This is a genomic window from Kitasatospora sp. NPDC043950, from assembly GCF_056435345.1.
In genome coordinates this window covers 86537-104565 of record NZ_JBWKER010000007.1, presented here as the reverse complement: position 1 = coordinate 104565, position 18029 = coordinate 86537, and the positions used below count along the sequence as shown (strand labels likewise).

Here is an 18029-nt window from a genome sequence, read left to right as displayed (position 1 = left end):
GCTGAGGTGGTTGAGGGAATCCTGACACGGTACCGGAGTGTCGACGGCGAGATGCCGTCGTCCCGCGGACAATGTCCGCTCAATCGGGTGGTGCGTTCTTGGAACGATTGCCGCCCGACCGGGGGGAACCAATTCCGGCACCCGCCTTGGCACCCCCGTCCTTCTTGGTGCTGCTTCCCCCGTTGGTCTGGGCGACCGGTGCCGGTGCCTCGAACGCCTCCAGCGCGGACAGCACGTCCTGCACCCTGGAGATCTCGGTGTTGATGTCCTTGCGCCGCCGCACCAGTTCGTCCAGCTCGCGACGGCCCTCGTCGGTGACCCGCTTCGCCTCGGCCTGCGCTTCGGCGAGCAGCCGTTCGGCCTCCGCCTTCGCCAGTTCGACCTGCTCGTCCGCGCTGCGGTCGGCGTCCCGCAGCCGCTTCTCCGCCTCGGTGGCGGCGGTCTCCAGCCGCTCCTCGGCCTCGGCCTCGGCCGACTGGAGCTTGGCCTCGGCCTTGACGATCAGCGCCTCGGCGCGGCTGGTGGAGTCGGCGAGCTTGGTCTCCGCCTCCTTCAGCAGCCCCTCGGCCTTGCGGACGGCCGAGATCCGGACCTTGCTGGCCTCCGCGGACGCCTCCGAGGTGAGCTCGCCCGCGCGGTCCTCGGCGGCCGCGACCAGCGCCGCCGCCCGGTCCTCGGCCTCGGCGACGGTGGCCACCGCCTGCTCCTCGGCCTCGGTCAGCTGCTCCTGAGCGGCCGTCACCAGGGCGTCGACCCGCTCGCCGGCCGACTTCATGGCCGCCGCGTTCTCCTTGCGGGCGCGCTCGTGCAGCGCCTCCACCTCGGCGTCGGTGCGCTCGCGCAACTCCTCGGCGCGCTCGCGGATCGCGGTGGAGTCCCGGCGGGCCTCGGCGAGCAGCGTGTCGGCGTCGGACCGGCCCTTCTCCACCTCGGCCTGGCCGGCCGCCTCGCCGGCGGCGACCAGCCGGTCGGCCTCCTTGCGGGCGGCGGCGACCATCGCGTCCGCCTGCTCCTCGGCGGCGGCGGTGGTGGCCAGTGCGGTGGTCTGGGCGTCCTCGCCGAGCGACTCGGCGTCCGCGAAGGCCTTCTCCAGGACGGAGTTGGCCTGCTCGCGGGTGGCCTTGTCGAACTGCTCGGCGGCCTCCCGGGTCTCCGCGTCGTACGCGTCGGCGCGGCCGTGGGCGGCGGCGTCGTACTCGTCGGCGAGGGTCCGGGTGGCGAACGCGTACTCCTCGGCCTCGGCGCGCAGGGCGGCGGCCAGCTCCTCGGCGTCGGCGACCAGGCCGGCCGAGCGCTCGTCGGCGGCGGCCATCGTCCGGGCGGCCTGGGCCTCGGCGTCCGCGCGCAACTGCCCGGCGGCCTCCCGGGCCGCGTGCAGTACGGCGTCGGCCTCCGCCCGCAGGTGCTCGTCGTAGGCCTGGGCCTCGGCGCGCTGACGGCCCAACTCGGCCTCGTGGGCCTCGCGTTCGGCGGCCAGCTCGCGGTCGGTCAGGTCGCGCAGGGCGGTGGTCTCGGCGTCGGTACGGGCGCGCAGTTCGGCGGTCTCGTGGTCGGCGAGGGCCCGCTGCTCGGCGGTCTCGGCGTCGGCGAGTTCGCGCAGGGCGGTGGTCTCGGCGACGGCGAGGGCCCGCTGCTCGGCGGTCTCGCGCTCGGCCAGTTCGCGCAGTTCGGCGGCGGCCTGTTCGGCCCGGTCGCGGACCTCGGCGGCCTCCCGCTCGGCGGCGGCCTTCCGCTCGGCGATCTGCTCGGCGGCGGCCTCGTGCATGCCGGCCACCGACTGGCGGACCTCGGCGGCCTCCTCCTCGGCGGCCTCGACCAGGGCGGCGCCCTCGACACCGGCGGCGGCGACCAGCTCCTCGCCGTCGACCCGGGCCTGCTCCAGGACGGCGGTGGCCTCGGCCCGGATGCTGTCGGCGGTGGCGCGGGCCTCGGACAGCTCGCGGCCGGCCTCGGCGCGGACCGTCTCGGCCTGCTCGGCGGCGAACGCCAGCTCGGCGGCGGCCTTCTCCCGGACGGCCTTGGCGTCCCGGGCGGCCTCGGCCTGGCGCTGCTCGGCGGCGCTCCGGGCGCCCTCCAGCAGTTCCTCGGCTTCGGCGCGCTGGGCGGCGACGTGCTGTTCGGTCGCCTCGCGCTGTTCGGTGGTCTCGGCGGTGGTGCGTTCGGTGAGTTCGGTGGCGGCCTGTTCGGCCTTGGCCCGGACGTCGGCGGCGTACGCCTCGGCGGCGGTGCGCTGCTCGGTGGTCTCGCGCTCGGCGAGCTCGCGCAGTTCGGCGCTCTCCCGCTCGGCCAGCTCGCGCAGTTCGGTGGTCTCGCGTTCGGCGAGGGCGCGCAGTTCGGCGACGTGCTGTTCGGTCGCCTCGCGCTGTTCGGTGGTCTCGGCGGTGGTGCGTTCGGTGAGTTCGGTGGCGGCCTGTTCGGCCTTGGCCCGGACGTCGGCGGCGTACGCCTCGGCGGCGGTGCGCTGCTCGGTGGTCTCGCGCTCGGCGAGCTCGCGCAGTTCGGCGCTCTCCCGCTCGGCGAGGGCCCGCAGCTCGGTCGCCGTCTGTTCGGCCTGCTCGTGGGCGGCCTGGGCGGCGGCCAGCTGCTCGGCGGTCTCCTCGCGTTCGCGGTGCAGCCCGGCGGCGGCCTCCTCGTACTCGCGCCGGCTCTCCTCGCGCAGCGCGTTCGCGGCGGCCTCGGCCTCGCTGCGGGCACGGGCGGCCTCGGCGTCGGCCTCGGTGCGGACGCGCTCGGCGTCGGCCACCGCGGCGTCCCGGACGGCGTTCGCCTCGGCCCGGACCCGCTGGTCGAACTCGGTCGCGTCCCGGCGGAGTTCGGCGGTCTCGCGCTCGGCGGCGGCGCGGTTCTCGGCGGCTGCGGCCTTGGCGGCGGCGAGGGCGTCCTGGCCCTGCTGCTCGGCGGCGGTGGTGGTCTTCTCGGCCTCGGTGCGGGCCCGGGCGAGGGTCTGCTCGGCCCGGCCCTGGGTCTCGGCGGCCTGTTCCTGGGCCTGCGCGCGCAGCCGCTCGATCTCCCCGGCGGCGCCCGCGCGCAGCTCGTCGGCGTCGGCCTTGGCCCTGGTGAGCAGTTCCTCGGCGTTCTTCGCCGACTCCTCGATCTGCACGACGGCCTGGCGGCGGGCCTCGCCGCGCACCCGGTCGGCCTCGGCGGCGGCCTGGGCGCGCAGCTCCTCGGCCTCGGCCCGCAGGCGGGCCGCCTCGTCCTGCATCTGCTCGATCCGCTCGCGGATCGCGGCGGCGTCGTCGAGCGCGGCGTTCTGGGCCTGCTCGACGGCGGCCTGGGCCTGCTCGCGCAGGCGCTGCGCCTCGGCGGCGGCCTCGGTGCGGATCCGCTCGGCCTCGGTGGCGGCCTCGGTGCGGGCGGTCTCGGCGTCCTGGTCGGCCTGGCCGAGCACCTCCTCGGCGGTCTTGGCGGCCTTGGCGAGGTGGACGGTGGCTTCCTTGGCGCCGGCCGCCCGGCCCTCCTCCTCGGCCGCGTGGCGCAGCCGCTGGGCCTCGGCCTCGGCGTGGGCGCGGAGTTCGGCGACCTCCCGGTCGGCCTGGGCGCGCAGGTCGGCGATCGCGGCCTCGGCCTCGGCGCGCAGCTCGCCGGCCACCGATTCGGCGGTGGCCCGCAGCCGTTCGCTCTCCTCGGCGGCGGCGGCCTTGGCGGCCTCCGCCTCGGCCTGCTTGGTGGTGGCCTCGGCGCGGATCGCCTCGGCCTCCTTGGTGGCGTGGGCGACCATCCGGGCGACCTCGGCACGGGCGGTCTGCGAGCGCTGCTCGTTGGCGGCCTCGCCGTCGGCGGCCTTGCGTTCGGCGGCGGCCTCGGCGTCGGCCTGGAGCTGTTCGGCGGCCTGTTCGGCCTGGGCCCGCAGCTCGGCGGACTCGCGGCGGGTGCGTTCGGCCTCGGCGATCGCCTCGGCACGCAGCCGCTCTATCTCGGCCTGGGCGTGGGCGAGCTGCTGCTCGGCCCGGATCTGCTCGGCGGAGGCCTGCTCCTTGAGCCGGCCGATCTCGGCCTTCGCGACGGCGAGCTGCTGCTCGGCGGCGGCGTGCGCGGCGGCCAGCTGCTGCTGGGCCTCGCCGCGGGCGGCGTCCACGTCGGCGGCGGCCTGGGCGCCGGCCTGCTGGGCGTGCTCGGAGGCGGCGCGCAGCAGGCGCTCGGCGTCGCTCTGGGCCCGCTGGAGGGCGGCCTCGGCGGCGGCCTGGGCCTCGCCGCGGGCGGCGTCGACGTCGGCGGCGGTCTGGGCGCGGGCCTGGTCGGAGAGCGCGACGGCCTCCGCGCGGGCGGCGGCGACCATGCGCTCGGCCTCGGCGCGGGCGTCCTGGAGCAGGCGCTGGGCCTCCTGCTCGGAGCCGGTCCTGGTCTGCTCGGCCCAGCCGTTGACGTGCTGCTCGGCGGTGCGGCGCAGCTCGGTGAGCTCGTCCTCCAGCTGGCGGCGGCGGGCGGTGAGCTCGGCCTCCAGTCGGGCGGTGCGCTCGGCGGCCTCGGCCATGATCCGCTGGGTGGCGGCCTGGGAGTCGCGCAGCTGGCGCTCGGCGTCGGCGCGCAGCTGCTGGGCCTGCATCTCGGCAGTGCGGAGCATCTGCTCGGCCTGGCCGGAGACGGCGTCGAAGGCGCGCGGCTGGGCGAGCATGCGGCGGGACTCGTGCAGCTTGGCCCGGAGCACCTCCACCTGGTAGGCGAGGTCCTCGGCATGCTCGACTGCCTTGTCCCGCTCCTTTCGAGTCCGACCCATCTCGGCCTCGAACTGGGAGAGGTGATCGTCAACCTCGTAGCGGTCGTTGCCCCGCACTCCGCGGTCCCATCCATCTCCTGGTCGCGTCCTCGACCCGGCCGGTCCAGGGCACCCGTTGTCCGGGTACTGGTCCGACTGGCTCCTTGCATCCGCAGCCGGTGGACGGCCCGCCGGTCAATCCGGGGCCGCCCGCCGCGGTCGTCGGAGCCCTGGGCGTGGAAGCGCGGTGATGCCGCGTTCCCCCGTCCGGGTGGACTCCTGGGCGAACTCTTGCCTTGTGGAGAATGGTGACAGATCAGTGTTGCGACTGTTCAGCCGTGCCCGCGTTGTGGACTCCCCTGCGACGGGCCGGCCACCGCTGGGCGGACGGGCCTGTCATCGGCCGTGCCCGTCGCCTCCGTCCCCCGGAGCCTTCGCGCACCTGGGCATTGTAGTGGGAGCGCACCGCGGGGGAATGGCCGCGTGGTGGTTTTCCGGCTGTCGGACGAGGTTACTGACGGGTCATGACCGGCGATTCGGGGGTGCCGCCCGGTCGTGGGCGGCACCTGGCGGGGGTCAGTGGGCGTCGTGGACGCCCGGTTCGGCGGAGGTGACCAGCTCGGTCAGGACGCCGCCGCAGTCCTTGGGGTGCAGGAAGGTGATCCGCGAACCCATCGAGCCGATCCGGGGCTCGTCGTAGAGGACCCGCACGCCCTTGGCCCGGACGGCCTCGGCGTCGCCGTCCACGTCGGCGGTGCCGAAGGCGATGTGGTGCACGCCCTCGCCGTTCTTCTCCAGCCACTTGGCGACGGTCGAGTCGGGCCGGGTGGGCTCCAGCAGCTGGAGGTAGGAGGCGCCGCCGTCGCCGGTGTCGTTGATCTTGAGCATGGCCTCGCGGACGCCCTGCTCCTCGTTGACCTCGGTGTGGAACACCTCGAAGCCGTAGGTGGCGCGGTAGAACTCGACCGTCTTGTCGAGGTCGCGGCAGGCGATGCCGATGTGGTCGATACGGGTCAGCACGGCGACCTCCGGGGGCGGGTTGGGTACCTCGGGAACCAGGTGGCACCAGTGCAGCGCATCGCCGCTGACCGGCGCCAGCGCCGGACGTGCGAGTCTGCTCACACGCCGGGGGTCCACCCGGGCCGCACACCGGGGGCTCACCCGGGGCGGACGCCGGGGTTCACCCGGGCCGCGTTGACACGGTGTTGACTGGAAGGTGCCAGTGCGCTCGATCACACCGTCGCTCCGGTGACGGGCGGGTAACGGGTCAGTACATTGAGCGCATCCTCACCTGGCCACGACGTGCGAAGGGGCTCGTCCCATGACCAACACCACCTCTGTGATCGTTGCCGGTGCGCGGACCCCGATGGGTCGCCTGCTCGGTTCCCTCAAGGGCTTCTCCGGTGCCGACCTCGGCGGCTTCGCGATCAAGGCCGCGCTGGAGCGGGCCGGCATCACGGGTGAGCAGGTCCAGTACGTGATCATGGGCCAGGTGCTGCAGGCCGGCGCCGGCCAGATCCCGGCCCGCCAGGCCGCCGTCCGGGCCGGCATCCCGATGAGCGTCCCGGCGCTCACCATCAACAAGGTCTGCCTCTCCGGCCTGGACGCCATCGCGCTGGCCGACCAGCTGATCCGGGCCGGCGAGTTCGACGTCGTGGTGGCCGGCGGCCAGGAGTCGATGACCAACGCCCCGCACCTGCTGCCGAAGTCCCGCGAGGGCTACAAGTACGGCGCGATCGGGATGCTCGACTCGATGGCCCACGACGGCCTCACCGACGCCTACGAGAACATCCCGATGGGCGAGTCGACCGAGAAGCACAACACCCGGCTGGGCATCGCCCGCGAGGTGCAGGACGAGATCGCCGCGGCCTCCCACCAGCGGGCCGCCAAGGCGCAGGCCGACGGCGTCTTCGACGCCGAGATCACCCCGGTCGCGATCCCGCAGCGCAAGGGCGAGCCGGTGCTGTTCGGCCAGGACGAGGGCATCCGCGCGGACACCACCGTCGAGGGCCTGGCCAAGCTGCGTCCGGCGTTCGCCAAGGACGGCACGATCACGGCCGGCACCTCCTCGCAGATCTCGGACGGCGCCGCCGCGGTGGTCGTGATGAGCAAGGCCAAGGCCGAGGAGCTGGGTCTGAGCTGGATCGCCGAGATCGGCGCGCACGGCAACGTGGCGGGCCCGGACAACTCGCTGCAGTCGCAGCCGTCCAACGCGATCAAGCACGCGCTGGCCAAGGAGGGCCTGGAGGTCTCCGACCTCGACCTGATCGAGATCAACGAGGCGTTCGCGGCCGTCGCCCACCAGTCGACCAAGGACCTGGGCGTCTCCTCGGACATCGTCAACGTCAACGGCGGCGCGATCGCGCTCGGCCACCCGATCGGGATGTCCGGCGCCCGCGTGGTGCTGCACCTGGCGCTGGAGCTCCAGCGGCGCGGCGGCGGGGTCGGCGCGGCCGCGCTGTGCGGCGGCGGCGGCCAGGGCGACGCCCTGATCGTGCGCGTCCCCAAGGACGCCAGCCCGAAGGCCTGATCAGCTGACATGCCTTCGGGGCTGCGGACCGCCACGAGCGGCGCCGCAGCCCCGAAGGCATCCGCGCGAGGAGCTCCCGATGATCGATGTCGCCACGCTGGTCGAACAGGCCCGGGCGGGCCGGCCGCGGGCGGTCGCCCGGCTGATCACGCTGGTCGAGAACGCCGCCCCGCAACTGCGCGAGGCGATGGCCGCGCTCGCGCCGTACACCGGTCAGGCCTACACGGTGGGCCTGACCGGCTCGCCCGGGGTCGGCAAGTCCACCTCCACCTCGGCGCTGGTCTCCGCCTACCGGCGGCTCGGCAAGCGGGTCGGGGTGCTGGCCGTCGATCCGTCCTCGCCGTTCTCCGGCGGGGCGCTGCTCGGCGACCGGGTCCGGATGCAGGACCACGCCACCGACCCCGAGGTGTTCATCCGCTCGATGGCCACCCGCGGCCACCTCGGCGGGCTGTCCTGGACGGCGCCGCAGGCCCTGCGGGTGCTGGACGCGGCCGGCTGCGACGTGATCCTGGTCGAGACCGTCGGGGTGGGCCAGTCCGAGGTGGAGATCGCCGCCCAGGCCGACACCACCGTGGTGCTGCTCGCCCCCGGCATGGGCGACGGCATCCAGGCCGCCAAGGCCGGGATCCTGGAGATCGGCGACGTCTTCGTGGTCAACAAGGCCGACCGGGACGGCGCCGACGCCACCGCGCGCGAGCTCAACCACATGCTCGGCCTCGGCGAGGCCCGCGGGGCGGGGGACTGGCGCCCGCCGATCGTCAAGACCGTCGCCGCCCGCGGCGAGGGCGTCGACGAGCTGGTCGAGGCGCTGGAGAAGCACCGCGCATGGCTGGAGGAGCACGGCGAACTGGCGGCGCGCCGCCGCCGTCGGGCCTCCGACGAGATCGAGGCGATCGCGTTGGCCGAACTGCGCACCCGGATCGGCGACCTGCGCGGGGACCGCCACCTGGCCGGCCTGGCCGAGCGGGTGGTGGCGGGCGAACTGGACCCGTACGGCGCGGCCGACGAACTCGTGGCCGGCCTCACCCGGGGCTGAGGACGGCGCGGGGCCGGCCCCTGGCGGGGCCGGCCCCGGTGTGCTGGGGGGGCGGCGCGTCAGGCGCGGCCGCGGAGGCCGCGGAGGTGTTCGGCGACCGGGGCGAGGGCCTCGTACATGGCGTCGAGCTGCTCCTGGGTGAAGCGGTCGATGAAGTGGGCCCGGACGCTGCGCACGTGGTCGGGGGCGACCCGCTGCATGGTCTCCCAGCCGTGCTCGGTGAGGTGGGCGTAGAGGCCGCGGCGGTCGCCGGGACACTCCTGGCGCAGCACCAGGCCGGCGTTCTCCATCCGGGTGATCTGGTGCGAGAGCCGGCTCTTGGACTGGAGGGTGGCGGTGGCGAGGTCGGTCATCCGCATCCGGCGGTCGGGGGCCTCGGAGAGCACCACCAGGATCTCGTAGTCGTTGATCGCCAGGTTGTGCGGCTGGAGTTCACGGCTGAGCTGGTACTCCAGCAGTTTGGCGACCTCCAGATGGGCGCGCCACATCCGCTGCTCCCTGGCGGTCAGCCAGGGAGTCTCCTCCTCGGGCTGCGACGGAGGGGTGTCCGCAGTGTTGATCGTGTGCGTATCCATGGGCTCAGCATACCCTATTTAGTTCAATCTTGTACAAGTTTACAGGCCGAAACGTCGCCCCAGATCGCCCAGATTGCCGAGACCCGGCACGTTGAGGTTGCCCCCGCCGTGGCCCGACGCCGCCGGCTGCGACGGCACCCCGCCCACCGGCACGCCCGCCTCGGCGTCCACCTGGCCCACCGACCGCTCGGCCATCAGTTTCTCGCTGGACTGCAGCAGCACCTGGCCGGCGCCGATGAACTCGAACTGGTGCTCCTCGCCGGAGGCCCCGCCCAGCCCGGTCAGCCGTCGGATGCCGCCGATCAGCCCGTGCATGTAGTCGTGGTCGTAGTGGTGGCACGGCGCCGGGCAGTCCGCCCAGCCCACCAGCGCCTGCGGGTCCACCCGGATCGGCGGCTCGACGAAGTGCACCGGCCCGTTGGAGGCGGCGACGAACTTCCCGGTGCCGATCAGGGTCAGGAAGCCCGGGATGATCGACTGCTTGAGCCGCAGCGACGGGTCGAAGGCCAGCAGGTTGCCCGAGCGGACGGTCAGGTTGCCGTCGTCCAGGTCGTAGGAGTTGAGGTCGAAGGCCCGGTCGGCCAGCAGCAGCTTGCCGCGGCCCTGGGCGACCACCCAGTCCGCCGCGTGCATCGGCGAGTTGAAGTGCTGGCCGATCGCCCGGTCCAGCATGCCGGCGCCGACGCCCTTGAAGGTGATGTCGCCGTAGTAGGCGACCATCTTGCCCTTCTGGAGGAAGTACGAGCCGTTCAGGTCGACCGAGAAGGCGTACGGGTTGACGTTGTCGTTCACCGGCAGGCTGTACGCGTCGTGCACCACCGGGCCGGAGCCGCCGTGCGCGCTCGGCAGCGGGGCCTGCGGGCCGCCGAACTGCTCCTGGGCGTAGGCCTGTTGGGGCTGCTGCGGGGGAGGCGGTGGCGGGTACCCGCCCTGCTGGGGGTAACCCTGCGCGGGCGGCGGCGCGTAGCCCGGCGGGGGAGGGGCGGCGAAGCCGGGCTGGGTCGGCTGGTCGTACGGCGACTGCCCGTGCGGCGGCTGCGGCGGGTAGGACATCAGAGCTTCTCCTCGCTCGCCTGGACGTACACCGCGCCCTGTCCGGACAGCTCCAGCTGGAAGGCCTCGCCGGAGCCGCGGCCGATCATGTCGCGCCAGCCCAGCGCCGTGGACAGCTTGTTCTGCACCTGGCCGCGGTGCGCCACGTACGCCTGCGGGTCGACGTGCACCGGCCGGCCCGGGACGATCGGCAGCTCGAAGACGCCGCCGTGCGCCATCACCGCGACCGAGCCCTTGCCGTCCAGCTGGGTGGTGAACAGGCCCTGGCCGGTGACCTGGCCGCGGACCATGCCCATCACCCCGCCCTGCGAGCCCATGAACATGGTGGACTGGCGCAGCGTGCCCTCGAAGGCCAGCAGCCGGTCCGCCTCGACGTACAGGGTGTCGCCGGCCAGGTCGATCACGTGCACGTGGTGGCCGCCGTGGCCGAACATCACCCGGCCCTGGCCCTCGACGGTCATCAGCGGGGTGTCCTCGTTGGCCACCCGGCGGCCGATCATCGACATCACGCCGCCCTGCCCGCCGGTGATGTTCGGCGTGAAGCGGACGTCCCCGGTGTACGCGAGCATCGCGCCGCGCTGGCTGAACAGCCGCTGCCCGGGCAGCACCACGGCCTCGACCATCTTGCCGTTGATCTTCGTGAAGCCCATCAGACGTCGCCTCCGATGGTGACCTTCTCCGACGGCTGCACGTACACCAGGCCCTCTCCGGTGAACTCCACCTGGACGGCCTCGCCGCCGCCCTCGCCGATCACCGTGGTCCAGCCCGCGCCCGACTTCAGGCTGCGGTGCAGGCTGCCGGTGTGCGCCACGTAGGCGCCCGGGTCCACCCGCAGCGGCTGGCCCTGGCCGACCCGCAGGATGATCGCGGGCCCGTTCGAGGTGACGGCGGCCCAGCCGTGGCCCTCCACCTTGGTGGTGAAGAGGCCGTTGCCGGAGGACATGCCGTTGAGTCCGGTGAAGGTGGTGCCGGTGCGCAGCGAGCCCTCCGTGCAGAGCAGGTTGTCCGCCTCGACGAACAGCGTCTCGCCGTTCAGCCGGACCAGGTTGATCTCGGTGGCCTTGTCGGCGAAGTAGCAGGTGCCCTGGCCCTTCACCTCCATGACGGTCATCTGCTCGCCGGTGAGCCGGCGGGCGACCATGCCGCGCAGGCCGTCCCCGCCGCCGGTCAGCTTCTTGAAGCTCATCTGGCCGGTGTAGGCGACCATCGAGCCGTGTCTGGCCTTGACGGCCTCGCCGGCCAACTCGACCGCGAGTACCCGGGATCCCTGAAGTCTGAACTGTGCCACGGCCGCAATCTAGCGGGCGCGGCCGGTGCGGGGGGAGGGGCGGGGGCGGAACTGGTACCGGTCTGCGACAAACGCGCCGGTCACGCCCGCGCGTGCGCCCCCCGAGCGGCGTGCGGGACGGCGCCGGCCGCCTCCTCGACCTCCAGCAGCGAGGCCGAGTGGCGCTCCGCCTCGAAGGCCACCACGCCGCCGCGCAGCCCGAACAGCCGCTTGGACAGCATGATCCAGAGCACCGCGGCGATGTTCAGCACCAGCGTGCCGATCTTCACGGCGCTGACGTGCTCGCTCAGCTCGTAGCCCTCCAGCGGCAGGAAGGCGGCGGTGGCCACGACGGTGAGGTACTCGGCCCAGCGCCTGCCCAGCCAGAGGCCGACCGCCTCGATGATCTCGATCAGCGCGTAGGCCAGCAGCGCGCCCGCGACGATCAGCAGGGTGCTCTTCCTGTAGTCGAAGGTCTTGCGGATGGTGTCGACGATCGGGGAGTGTTCGAGGTCCCAGTGGAAGTGGTCGGTGACCGGCCGGAAGACCGACAGGTTCTCGTCGAAGACCCGGTGCACGGCGTCCTGGCTGTTGGAGAACTTCCAGACGGCCCAGGCCACGATGATGATCAGCAGGCCGCGCAGCACCCGCTCGACGGCGAGGAAGCGCAGGATGAAGAGGTCCCGCAGCGCCTTGCCGCGCGGCACCAGCGGGGCGTCCTGCGCCGGGCCGGAGCCGTGCGGGGCGCCGAGCGCGAAGTCGCCGCAGCGCAGGCAGCGCCAGGCGTCGCCGAGGGCGGTGGCGGCGTGCAGCCGGGCGGCCAGCTCGGGCTCGGTCGGCGCGTAGGTGGTGTGGCCGCGCTTGGCGCAGGTCCTTCGGTCCCAGTCCCGCTTGAACATGTGGTCGCTACCCCCGGTCGTCCGATGTCTACGGCGCCCGGTGCGTCGGGCGCGGGCAGCAGGATAGGGGCAGCGGGTGACGGGCCGGCGCGACGAGCCGGGTTCTGGCGCACAGCTGTGACACGGACACGACGGCCGTGGCGCCGGGGCGGGACACGGTGGTTGTGACGTCGGGCACGGTGACCACCCCGGCCGGGGCTTCGGACAGGTGCTCGGTGATAATGGCCGGAAGACTTGTGAGTCGCTTCACAAGCAGGTACGCCTCCGACCCCCGTATTGAGGTACCCATCGTGAACAGCAGCGCCGTCCACCGCCTGCGCCTGGTCTCCGGCCCCGAAGGGGTCTCGTTCATCCTGCTGCTGATCTGCTCCGTGCTGAAGCGGACCACGTCCTTCGACGGCGTCCCGGTGATGGGCATGGTCCACGGGATCCTGTTCATCCTGTACGTCGTCTTCTGGATCCAGGCCTGGCAGGCGCAGAAGTGGGACGCCAAGCGCGGCGTGCTGCTGTTCGTCCTCTCGGTGCTGCCCACCGGCGGCTTCTTCGCCGAGCGGATGCTCGCCAAGGAGGAGCGCGGCGAGCTGAAGCCGGCCACCGCGTAGGGACGCGCGCCCGCCACGCGACGGTCGACAGGCTGCCGCGGCCTCCTCTCCCAAAGGGCCGCGGCAGCCTGTCGCCGTTTCTTACCGGGGGTGGCTGGGGGGTGCTGGGGCGCGCACTAGTTGACGTTGACGCCGCTCCACGCGGCCGCCACGGTCTTGTACTCGGTGCTGGTGGCGCCGTACAGGTCGGTCGCGGCCTTCAGGGTCGCCGTGCGGGCGGCCTTGTAGTTGGTGGTGGAGGTCATGTAGACGGTCAGCGCGCGGTACCAGATCGCGGCCGCCTTGGTCCGGCCGATGCCGGTGACCGTCGAGCCGTTGGAGGTCGGGCTGTTGTAGCTGACCCCGTTGACCACCTTGGCGCCGCTGCCCTCGGACAGCAGGTAGAAGAAGTGGTTGGCGATGCCCGAGGAGTAGTGGACGTCGAGGTTGCCGACGCCCGAGTACCAGGAGTCCGCGGAGCTGCCGTCCTTGGAGGGCTTGTCCATGTAGCGCAGCGGCTTGCCGTTGCCGAAGATGTTGAGCTTCTCGCCGATCAGGTAGTCCGGCGGGTCCGCGGGCAGGTTGGCCGACCACTCGACCATGGTGCCGAAGATGTCGGAGGTGGCCTCGTTGAGGCCGCCGGACTCGCCGGAGTAGTTGAGGTTCGCCGTGGCGGAGGTGACGCCGTGGGTCATCTCGTGGCCGGAGACGTCGATCGCGGTCAGCGGGTTGGTGTTGCCGGAGCCGTCCCCGTACGTCATGCAGAAGCAGGAGTCGTCCCAGAACGCGTTGACGTAGTTGGAGCCGTAGTGGACGCGGCTGGCGGCGCCGACGCCGTTGTTCTTGATGCCGTTGCGGCCGAAGGTGTTCTTGTAGTAGTCCCAGGTGGCCGCGGCGCCGTACTGGGCGTCCACGGCGGCGGACTCGCGGTTGGAGGCCAGGCCGTTGCCCCAGGAGTTGCTGGTCTTGGCGAACAGCGTGCCGTTGCCCGAGGTGGCGCCCTTGAGGTCGGTGGTGGACTGGCCGCCGCGCGTGGCGTCCTTCAGCTGGTACGAGGTGCCGCTCTGGGTGGTGGTCAGCGTGACGGTGCCGACGTTGACGCCCTTGCCGGTGCCGGAGGCGGTCTGCACCTGCTCGCGGGTGGACAGCACCTCGCCGGTGGCGGCGTCGGTGACGACCTGCTGGCTGCTCGGGGTGCCGTCGGCCCGCTCGCCGCGGACCACCGTGCGGTGGGCCAGCCGCGGCGCGCCGTCGGCCGCCCACACCACCAGCTCGGCCGCGCCCGCGCCGTCGACCCGGCTGAGCGCCGCCTCGTCCTCGTCGGCGGCCGTCCCGACGGTCGCCCGCACCGCGGCGGTGGCCCGCTCGGCCGCCTGCCCGGCGGCGAGGCCCGGGGCCAGGCTCGGCAGCGACAGGCTGCCGTCGAAGGCCCGGTCGACCGAGTCCACCGAGCCGTCGGCGCGCTGGTGGACGACCAGGTCGCCGCCGAGCACCGGCAGGCCGGCGTAGGTCCGCTCGTAGCGCAGGTGGCGTTCGCCGTTGGCGTCCGCGACGACGTCCTTGACCACCAGCCGCTCCTGGCCGCCGAGGGCCAGGGCCTGGGCGACCGGGCTGCTCTGCCCGGCGGCCACCGCGAGCAGCGCGGCGCGCTGCTGCTCCGGCGACGGGGCGGCGGCCTGGGCGGCGGGGACGATGGCGATCTGGATCACGCCGGCGAGCAGGGCGGTGGCGGAGAGTATGGCGCCGGCTGTCAGCTTTCGCTTCACGTGCGGGGGTTCCTTCCACGAAACCGCGTGTGCGCGCGGTTGCGCCGCGTACCGGGGCGCCGGGGTTGGCGCCGTGGGGCGGTAGGGCGCGGACGTGCTGCTCCCGTGCGGTACCTGACGATCCGTCGACGGGTGGGGGTGACGGGCGTCGGACGGGGCTTGGGCAGAAGCATGACAATCGATGGCAGGAAATGACAGACCACGGACAGGGATTGGCCGGGATCCGCCAGTGTCGGTGCGGATGGTTCGGCTGCCGCCCAGTGCCCGCTACGGGCGGTTCGTCCGGCTGGCGGGACTTCGCCACCCCGGGAGCGGAGCGGAGCGGGCACGCGCGGGGGAGGGCGGGCGTGCAGGGGCGGGCGTGCGAGGGGGTGCGCGGACGCCCGGGGCCGCCCTCCACGGGGGCCCCGGACGTCCTGTCGCCGTGCGCCGTGCGCCGTGCGTCAGTTGACGTTGACGCCGCTCCACGCGGCCGCGACCGCCTTGTACTCGGCGCTGGTGGCGCCGTACAGGTCGGAGGCGGCCTTCAGGGTGCCGGTGCGGGCACTCGCGTAGTTGGTGGTGGAGGTGAAGTAGACGGTCAGCGCGCGGTACCAGATCTGCGCGGCCTTGTCCCGGCCGATGCCGGTGACGGCCGAGCCGTTGGAGGTCGGGCTGTTGTAGCTGAAGCCGTTGATGCTCTTCGCGCCGCTGCCCTCGGACAGCAGGTAGAAGAAGTGGTTGGCGATGCCCGAGGAGTAGTGGACGTCGAGGTTGCCGACGCCCGAGTACCAGGAGTCCGCCGAGGCGCCGTCCTTGCTGGGCTTGTCCATGTAGCGCAGCGGGGTGCCGTCGCCGTTCAGGTTGATCAACTCGCCGATCCAGTAGTTCGGCGGGTTGGAGGGCAGGTTGGCGTAGAACTCGACCATCGTGCCGAAGATGTCGGAGGTGGCCTCGTTGAGGCCGCCGGACTCGCCGGAGTAGTTGAGGTTCGCCGTGGCGGAGGTGACGCCGTGGCTCATCTCGTGGCCGGCCACGTCGATCTCGGTGAGCGGGTGGGTGTTGCCGCTGCCGTCGCCGTAGGACATGCAGAAGCAGGCGTCGCTCCAGAACGCGTTCACGTAGTTGGAGCCGTAGTGCACCCGGCTGGTCGCGCCGACACCGTTGTTCTTGATGCCGTTGCGGCCGAAGGTGTTCTTGTAGAAGTCCCAGGTGGCCGCGGCGCCGTACTGGGCGTCCACGGCGGCGGACTCGCTGTTGGAGGCCAGGCCGTTGCCGAAGGCGTTGGTCGAGTTGGCGACCAGCGTGCCGGTGCCGGAGGTCTTGTTCTTCAGGTTGACGGTCGACTGGCCGCCGCGCGTGGCGTCCTTCAGCTGGTACGAGGTGCCGCTCTGGGTGGTGGTCAGCGGGACGTTGCCGACGAAGACGCCCTTGCCGGTGCCGGAGGCGGTCTGCACCTGCTCGTGGGTGGACAGCACCTGGCCGGTGGCGGCGTCGGTGACCAGCAGCTGGCTGCTGGGGGTGCCGTCGGCGCGCACGCCCTCGACGGTGGTCCGGTACGCCAGGCGCGGGTTGCCGTCGCTCGCCCAGACCACCAGCTCGGCCTTGCCGGTCTGGTGCACGGCCGCCAGCGGGGACTCGTCCTTGTCCGCGGCGACGCCGACGGTGGCCTGGACGGCGCCGGTGGCCTGCGCGGCGGCCTTGTCGGCCGGGATCTGCGGGGCCAGGCTCGGCAGGCTCAGCTGCGCGGAGACCGCCTTGTCGACCGACTCCACCGCGCCGCGGGCGCTCTGGTGGACGACCAGGTCGCCGCCGAGCACCGGCAGGCCGGCGTAGGTGCGCTCGAAGCGCAGGTGCCGGGTGCCGTCCTGGTCCACCACGGCGTCCTTCGCCACCAGTTGCTCCTGGCCGCCGAGGGCGAGGGCCTTCGCCAGCGGGCCGGACTGGCCGCCCGCCAGGGCGAGCGCCGCCGCGTGCTGCTCGGCGGCCTGCGCCTGCGCCGCGGGGATCGGGCTGGCCTGGGCGGCGGTGCTCACCTGGACGACGCCGGTGAGCAGGGCGGTGGCGGAGAGTACGGCGACTGCTGCGAGCTTTCGCTTCACGGACGAGTCCTTCCGGGTAACCGCGTGTGGGCGGTCGCGCCGCGTCCCGGGGGCCGGGGTCGGCACCTGAGGGGCGGGACGGGCGCTGACGTGCGGACCCCGTGCGGTCGAGCGGCGGGCCACCGGTGGGTGGGGGTGGTGGCTACCGGACGGGGTTGGCGGAAAGCATGACAATCGAGCAAATCAAATGACAGGTCTTGCTCATGAATTGGCCAAGTCCCGCCAGCCGGAGGGATTGTGAACGGGCGGACAAAAGGTGTGAATCACCCGGCCTTTCAGCGGGTTACCATCCGAACCGAGGCCTGATAGTGCGGCTGCGGACCGATCGGCCGTCAACTCCGCCGCGCCCCGGTCCCGTTGCCCCGCATTCACACCGGCGCAATGTCCTGGTATGGACCTGGCCGCCCTTTTGGCGGGTTCCCGCCACGCGTCGCGCTTGTCCACCATCAGGACGGCTGGTAGCGCCCGCCCCCTCCGCCGGTACGGTAAGGAGGTGCCCAAGCCCCTAGCCCTCGACTTCGACCCGATCGCCCGCGCCGACGAGCTCTGGACCCGCCGCTGGGGCGGGGTCCCCTCGATGGCGGCGATCACCTCGATCATGCGAGCCCACCAGATCCTGCTCTCCCGGGTAGACGCGGTGCTCAAGCCGTACGGGCTGACCTTCGCCCGGTACGAGGCGCTGGTGCTGCTGACCTTCAGTCGGACCGGCGAGCTCTCGCTGTCCAAGATCGGCGAGCGGCTCATGGTCCACCCGACCAGCGTCACCAACACCGTCGACCGGCTGGAGCGGGCGGGCCTGGTCGCCCGCCGCCCCAACCCGCTGGACGGCCGCGGCGTGCTCGCCGCGATCACCGGCCGCGGCCGCGAGACGGTCGAGGAGGCCACCCGGGAACTCATGGCGATGGAGTTCGGGCTGGAGGAGTACGACACCGAGCAGTGTCGGCAGGTGTTCGAACTGCTCAGGCCGCTGCGGATCGCCGCCGGCGACTTCACCGACGACCGCGGCGAGGGGGCTGCGCGGGAGCGGCCGTGAGGACGGTTACCCTCGTGGGAGCGGTGCGCGGATCCGGGCGTACCGGTCGATCCCTGCCGAACGAGGCGATGAAGAGTATGAAGGCGACCCCCCTGCTGGGCTGGTACCGGGCCCTGGCCATTGCGACCGGTGTGGCCCTGCTGGTGTTCTGCGGCTTCATGGTCGCGAAGTACGGCTTCGACGCGGCCGAGGACCTGACCACGTACGTCGCGATGCTGCACGGCTACCTGTACATCGGGTACTTCGTGGTGACCTTCCTGCTCGGGCAGAAGCTGAAGTGGCCGCTCGGCCGGATGATCCTGACCCTGGCCGCCGGCTGCATCCCGTTCGCGTCCTTCGTCTTCGAGCGCAAGGTGGTCCGCGAGGCCGCCGAGCGGCTCCCGACCGGCACGGACGCCCGCCAGCCCGCCGGCGTCTGATCCGACGCCCCGGCGAGTGCCCCTTCCCCCGCGGGGGAAGGGGCACCGCGCGTTTCCGGGCCCCGGGAGGGCGGCCCGCGGCGTTTCGACCCG

Annotated in this window: 14 protein-coding genes; 5 read left to right on the top strand and 9 right to left on the bottom strand. The window is 73.0% G+C overall.

Features of this window, described 5'->3' with window-relative positions; genetic code table 11:
- Nucleotides 1-79: 79 nt before the first annotated feature.
- Nucleotides 80-4774 carry a hypothetical protein gene (locus tag AC07BF_RS07065; RefSeq protein WP_478333053.1) on the bottom strand — a complete coding sequence of 1565 codons (4695 nt, stop codon included), beginning with the start codon at nt 4772-4774 and terminating at the stop codon, nt 80-82.
- A 498-nt stretch (nt 4775-5272) separates the two neighbouring features.
- Entirely contained in the window at nt 5273-5716 is a 444-nt protein-coding gene (mce, locus tag AC07BF_RS07060) for a methylmalonyl-CoA epimerase (RefSeq protein ID WP_363582154.1), read from the bottom strand.
- Nucleotides 5717-6017: 301 nt separating this feature from the next.
- Here mce and AC07BF_RS07055 point away from each other — a divergent pair, with 301 nt between their 5' ends.
- The gene (locus AC07BF_RS07055; protein ID WP_363582026.1) at nt 6018-7226 is read left to right on the top strand and encodes an acetyl-CoA C-acetyltransferase; all 1209 of its coding nucleotides are present in this window, start codon (nt 6018-6020) and stop codon (nt 7224-7226) included.
- A 79-nt stretch (nt 7227-7305) separates the two neighbouring features.
- Nucleotides 7306-8262 carry a methylmalonyl Co-A mutase-associated GTPase MeaB gene (gene meaB, locus AC07BF_RS07050; RefSeq protein WP_363371930.1) on the top strand — a complete coding sequence of 319 codons (957 nt, stop codon included), beginning with the start codon at nt 7306-7308 and terminating at the stop codon, nt 8260-8262.
- Nucleotides 8263-8321: 59 nt separating this feature from the next.
- On the opposite strand, the gene AC07BF_RS07045 is transcribed toward meaB, so the two are convergent.
- The 5 genes from AC07BF_RS07045 to AC07BF_RS07025 all read right to left on the bottom strand — a co-directional run bounded on the left by AC07BF_RS07045 (nt 8322) and on the right by AC07BF_RS07025 (nt 12056).
- Complete coding sequence (locus tag AC07BF_RS07045; protein WP_350879579.1) at nt 8322-8837, bottom strand: MarR family winged helix-turn-helix transcriptional regulator; 516 nt, start codon at nt 8835-8837, stop codon at nt 8322-8324.
- A 39-nt stretch (nt 8838-8876) separates the two neighbouring features.
- Nucleotides 8877-9686, bottom strand: a complete 810-nt coding sequence (locus tag AC07BF_RS07040) for an AIM24 family protein (protein WP_363582156.1) — start codon at nt 9684-9686, stop codon at nt 8877-8879.
- Between the two features lie 203 nt (nt 9687-9889).
- A complete protein-coding gene (locus tag AC07BF_RS07035; protein WP_363582028.1) occupies nt 9890-10540 on the bottom strand; it encodes an AIM24 family protein in 651 nt (216 codons plus the stop codon).
- A complete protein-coding gene (locus tag AC07BF_RS07030; protein WP_079135621.1) occupies nt 10540-11178 on the bottom strand; it encodes an AIM24 family protein in 639 nt (212 codons plus the stop codon). The genes AC07BF_RS07035 and AC07BF_RS07030 overlap by 1 nt, the downstream gene beginning before the upstream one ends.
- 80 nt (nt 11179-11258) lie before the next feature.
- A complete protein-coding gene (locus tag AC07BF_RS07025) occupies nt 11259-12056 on the bottom strand; it encodes a DUF2127 domain-containing protein (RefSeq protein WP_478333052.1) in 798 nt (265 codons plus the stop codon).
- A 290-nt stretch (nt 12057-12346) separates the two neighbouring features.
- Between AC07BF_RS07025 and AC07BF_RS07020 the strand changes: the two genes are divergently transcribed.
- Entirely contained in the window at nt 12347-12658 is a 312-nt protein-coding gene (locus tag AC07BF_RS07020; protein ID WP_371517107.1) for a DUF3817 domain-containing protein, read from the top strand.
- A gap of 116 nt (nt 12659-12774) precedes the next feature.
- Here AC07BF_RS07020 and AC07BF_RS07015 read toward each other — a convergent pair whose 3' ends face one another.
- Together AC07BF_RS07015 and AC07BF_RS07010 are read right to left on the bottom strand one after the other, a co-directional pair.
- Complete coding sequence (locus tag AC07BF_RS07015) at nt 12775-14403, bottom strand: M4 family metallopeptidase (protein WP_363582032.1); 1629 nt, start codon at nt 14401-14403, stop codon at nt 12775-12777.
- A 443-nt stretch (nt 14404-14846) separates the two neighbouring features.
- Complete coding sequence (locus AC07BF_RS07010) at nt 14847-16484, bottom strand: M4 family metallopeptidase (protein ID WP_363582034.1); 1638 nt, start codon at nt 16482-16484, stop codon at nt 14847-14849.
- A gap of 493 nt (nt 16485-16977) precedes the next feature.
- On the opposite strand from AC07BF_RS07010, the gene AC07BF_RS07005 reads away from it, so the two are divergent.
- Together AC07BF_RS07005 and AC07BF_RS07000 are read left to right on the top strand one after the other, a co-directional pair.
- Complete coding sequence (locus AC07BF_RS07005) at nt 16978-17517, top strand: MarR family winged helix-turn-helix transcriptional regulator (RefSeq protein WP_363619291.1); 540 nt, start codon at nt 16978-16980, stop codon at nt 17515-17517.
- A 77-nt stretch (nt 17518-17594) separates the two neighbouring features.
- Nucleotides 17595-17936 carry a DUF3817 domain-containing protein gene (locus tag AC07BF_RS07000; RefSeq protein WP_400806337.1) on the top strand — a complete coding sequence of 114 codons (342 nt, stop codon included), beginning with the start codon at nt 17595-17597 and terminating at the stop codon, nt 17934-17936.
- Nucleotides 17937-18029: the final 93 nt, after the last annotated feature.

Bases quoted from the DNA above. Each gene is read 5' to 3' on its own strand.
- AC07BF_RS07055 (WP_363582026.1), top strand. From the start codon at position 6,018: ATGACCAACACCACCTCTGTGATCGTTGCCGGTGCGCGGACCCCGATG.
- AC07BF_RS07000 (WP_400806337.1), top strand. From the start codon at position 17,595: ATGAAGGCGACCCCCCTGCTGGGCTGGTACCGGGCCCTGGCCATTGCG.
- AC07BF_RS07045 (WP_350879579.1), bottom strand. From the start codon at position 8,837: ATGGATACGCACACGATCAACACTGCGGACACCCCTCCGTCGCAGCCC.
- meaB (WP_363371930.1), top strand. From the start codon at position 7,306: ATGATCGATGTCGCCACGCTGGTCGAACAGGCCCGGGCGGGCCGGCCG.
- AC07BF_RS07025 (WP_478333052.1), bottom strand. From the start codon at position 12,056: ATGTTCAAGCGGGACTGGGACCGAAGGACCTGCGCCAAGCGCGGCCAC.
- AC07BF_RS07035 (WP_363582028.1), bottom strand. From the start codon at position 10,540: ATGGGCTTCACGAAGATCAACGGCAAGATGGTCGAGGCCGTGGTGCTG.